3 protein-coding genes and 1 pseudogene are annotated in these 3,524 nt (G+C 61.9%); all 4 read left to right on the top strand.

Going from position 1 to position 3,524, the window contains the following annotated elements; genetic code table 11:
* The coding region (locus tag D8V06_RS06340; protein WP_130930639.1) for a glycosyltransferase at positions 1–1,046 on the top strand (1,046 nt) is incomplete at its 5' end.
* Positions 1,047–1,246: 200 nt separating this feature from the next.
* Positions 1,247–2,398 carry a succinyl-diaminopimelate desuccinylase gene (gene dapE, locus D8V06_RS06335; RefSeq protein WP_130930638.1) on the top strand — a complete coding sequence of 384 codons (1,152 nt, stop codon included), beginning with the start codon at positions 1,247–1,249 and terminating at the stop codon, positions 2,396–2,398.
* Positions 2,398–3,207, top strand: a complete 810-nt coding sequence (locus D8V06_RS06330; RefSeq protein WP_056856259.1) for a putative RNA methyltransferase — start codon at positions 2,398–2,400, stop codon at positions 3,205–3,207. The genes dapE and D8V06_RS06330 overlap by 1 nt, the downstream gene beginning before the upstream one ends.
* A 75-nt stretch (positions 3,208–3,282) precedes the next feature.
* Positions 3,283–3,524, top strand: a pseudogene (locus D8V06_RS06325) (hypothetical protein); the annotation flags it as partial.

Genomic DNA, 3,524 nt, shown 5'->3' with positions numbered 1-3,524 from the left:
CCGATTACTGCGTGCACCCGAACTGGCTCAAGCACATGGTGCCGCACTTCGCCGATCCGAAGATCGCCGTGGTGCAGTCGCCGCAGGACTACCGCGACCAGAACGAAAGCACTTTCAAGAAGCTTTGCTACGCGGAATACAAAGGCTTCTTCCACATCGGCATGGTCACCCGCAACGACCGTGACGCGATCATCCAGCACGGCACCATGACCATGACGCGGCGCTCGGTGCTCGAAGAACTGGGCTGGGCCGACTGGTGCATCTGTGAAGACGCCGAACTGGGTCTGCGCGTGTTCGAAAAAGGCCTGTCGGCGGCGTATTACCACGACAGCTACGGCAAAGGCCTGATGCCCGATACCTTCATCGACTTCAAGAAACAGCGGTTCCGCTGGGCCTACGGTGCGATTCAGATCATCAAGCGTCACACCGCCAGCCTGCTGCGCGGCAAGGACACTGAGCTGACCCGCGGTCAGCGCTATCACTTCCTCGCGGGCTGGTTGCCGTGGGTGGCGGACGGCATGAACATTTTCTTCACCGTTGGCGCGCTGTTGTGGTCAGCGGCGATGATCATCGTGCCGCAACGGGTCGATCCACCGCTGCTGATTTTCGCGATCCCGCCATTGGCGCTGTTCGTATTCAAGGTCGGCAAGATCATCTTCCTTTACCGTCGCGCCGTTGGCGTGAACCTCAAGGATGCGTTCTGCGCGGCGCTGGCCGGGCTGGCGTTGTCGCACACCATCGCCAAAGCGGTGTTGTACGGTTTCTTCACCAGCAGCATTCCGTTCTTCCGCACCCCGAAAAATGCCGACAACCACGGGCTCTGGGTGGCGATTTCGGAAGCCCGGGAAGAGGTGTTCATCATGCTGCTGCTGTGGGGCGCTGCCTTGGGGATCTTCCTGGTCAATGGCATGCCGAGCAACGACATGCGCTTCTGGGTGGCCATGTTGCTGGTGCAATCGCTGCCGTATCTGGCGGCGTTGATCATGGCGTTCCTGTCGTCCTTGCCTAAACCGGCGCCAGAGACGCAAACGGCACCTGCCGTCTAAATCTTTGCGGATGCACTAAACGGCGGCCAATGGTCGCCGTTTTGCTTTAAGATAACCGCCATTTTGCGGGGCCAGCCCCTACGCCCTGTAGGAGCAAAGCTTGCTCGCGATGAACGCGACTCGATGTAACAGAACCACCTCATCATCGTTCATCGCGAGCAAGCTTTGCTCCTACACATTTACAGCTTTCGGAGTTTTCCATGACGGCCCACGCCGACCTTTCGCCGACCCTTCAACTCGCCATCGACCTAATTCGCCGTCCGTCCGTGACGCCGGTCGACGCCGATTGCCAGAAGCAGATGATGCAGCGCCTGGGCGATGCCGGTTTTGCACTCGAACCGATGCGCATCGAAGATGTGGATAACTTCTGGGCCACCCACGGCAAACACGATGGCCCGGTGCTGTGCTTCGCCGGTCACACCGACGTGGTCCCGACCGGTCCGGTGACCGCGTGGCAGATCGATCCGTTCAACGCGGTGATCGACGAACATGGCATGCTCTGTGGCCGCGGCGCGGCGGACATGAAAGGCAGCCTGGCGTCGATGACCGTGGCGGCCGAACGTTTCGTCGCCGACTACCCGGATCACAAGGGCAAAGTTGCGTTCCTGATCACCAGCGACGAAGAAGGCCCGGCACACCACGGCACCAAGGCAGTGGTAGAGCGCCTGGCGGCGCGCAAGGAGCGCCTGGACTGGTGCATCGTCGGCGAACCGTCGAGCACCGCCCTGGTGGGTGACGTGGTCAAGAACGGCCGTCGTGGCTCCCTCGGCGCCAAGCTGACAGTGCGCGGCGTCCAGGGTCACGTGGCCTATCCGCACCTGGCGAAGAACCCGATCCACCTCGCCGCCCCGGCGCTGGCCGAGCTGGCCGCCGAGCACTGGGACCACGGCAACGATTTCTTCCCGCCGACCAGTTTCCAGATTTCCAACCTCAATTCCGGCACCGGCGCGACCAACGTGATCCCGGGTGATCTGGTGGCGGTGTTCAACTTCCGTTTCTCCACCGAATCGACCGTCGAAGGCCTGCAGAAACGCGTTGCCGACATCCTCGACAAGCATGGGCTGGACTGGCACATCGACTGGGCGCTGTCGGGTCTGCCGTTCCTCACCGAACCCGGCGCGCTGCTGGACGCGGTGTCGTCGAGCATCAAGGACATCACTGGCCGTGAAACCAAGGCTTCCACCAGCGGTGGCACTTCCGACGGGCGTTTTATCGCGACCATGGGTACGCAAGTGGTTGAGTTGGGGCCGGTCAACGCGACCATCCACCAGGTCAATGAACGCGTTTTGGCGGCCGACCTCGATGTGCTGACCGAAATCTATTACCAGACCCTGATCAAGTTGCTCGCCTGATGCTTGCTTGCCCCATCTGCAGTGAACCGCTGAACGCGGTGGACAATGGCGTGGCCTGCCCCGCCGGGCATCGTTTCGATCGTGCGCGTCAGGGTTACCTGAACCTGTTGCCGGTGCAGCACAAGAACAGCCGCGACCCTGGGGATAACCAGGCCATGGTCGAAGCGCGCCGCGACTTCCTGAACGCCGGGCATTACGCGCCGGTGGCCAGGCGCCTGGCGGAGTTGGCTGCGGGCTATGCACCGCAGCGCTGGCTCGACATCGGCTGTGGCGAGGGTTATTACACCGCGCAAATCGCCGAGGCCTTGCCGGGTGCCGATGGCTACGCCCTGGATATTTCCCGGGAGGCCGTCAAACGCGCCTGCAAACGCAATCCGAAACTGACCTGGTTGATCGCCAGCATGGCGCGAGTGCCATTGGCTTCCGGTAGCTGCCAGTTCCTGGCCAGCGTGTTCAGCCCGCTGGATTGGGAAGAAGCCAAACGCTTGCTCAGCCCCGGCGGCGGCCTGATGAAAGTCGGCCCGACCAGCGGCCACCTGATGGAATTGCGCGAGCGGCTGTACGACGAAGTCCGCGAGTACATTGACGACAAGCATCTGGACCTGGTGCCGCAAGGCATGGCGCTGGCACACAGTGAGACGCTGACGTTCAAACTGACCCTGGACAAGCCGCAGGACCGCGCCAACCTGCTGGCGATGACGCCTCACGGCTGGCGTGCCAGTGCCGAGCGTCGCGCGGCGGTCATCGAACAGGCCGAGCCGTTCGAGACCACCGTATCGATGCGCTACGATTATTTCGTTCTTCAATAACTTTTGGTTCCGGGCGAGTGCCCGGGGCCGGCTAAATCCGCGAATGGATTTTTCAGACCCGCAGTGAGGACATCCATGCGCCAACCCGATATAGAGATTTACCTGAAAGACGCCGACGTCGATCACAAAGCCATTTCGGCCTGGCTCGCAGCGGCATTGGGCCCGTGCACCGACTGGGTCCAGAAAGGCCAGACCTACAAGTGCAAGGCCGGCAACGTGCCGGTGACCTGGCTGCCGAAAGCCGTTGGCAAGTGGAACAGCCTGTACCTGGAAAGCGACCAGACCCCATGGGACGACGACATCGCCTGCGCCCGCGC

Source organism: Pseudomonas sp. Sample_24 (assembly GCF_004307605.1).
Lineage (GTDB): Bacteria > Pseudomonadota > Gammaproteobacteria > Pseudomonadales > Pseudomonadaceae > Aquipseudomonas.
This window is presented reverse-complemented; position numbering and strand designations above follow the sequence as displayed.

What these genes read in the sequence shown, in the direction of transcription:
- dapE (WP_130930638.1), top strand. Translation starts at nt 1,247, where the DNA reads ATGACGGCCCACGCCGACCTTTCGCCGACCCTTCAACTCGCCATCGAC.
- D8V06_RS06330 (WP_056856259.1), top strand. Translation starts at nt 2,398, where the DNA reads ATGCTTGCTTGCCCCATCTGCAGTGAACCGCTGAACGCGGTGGACAAT.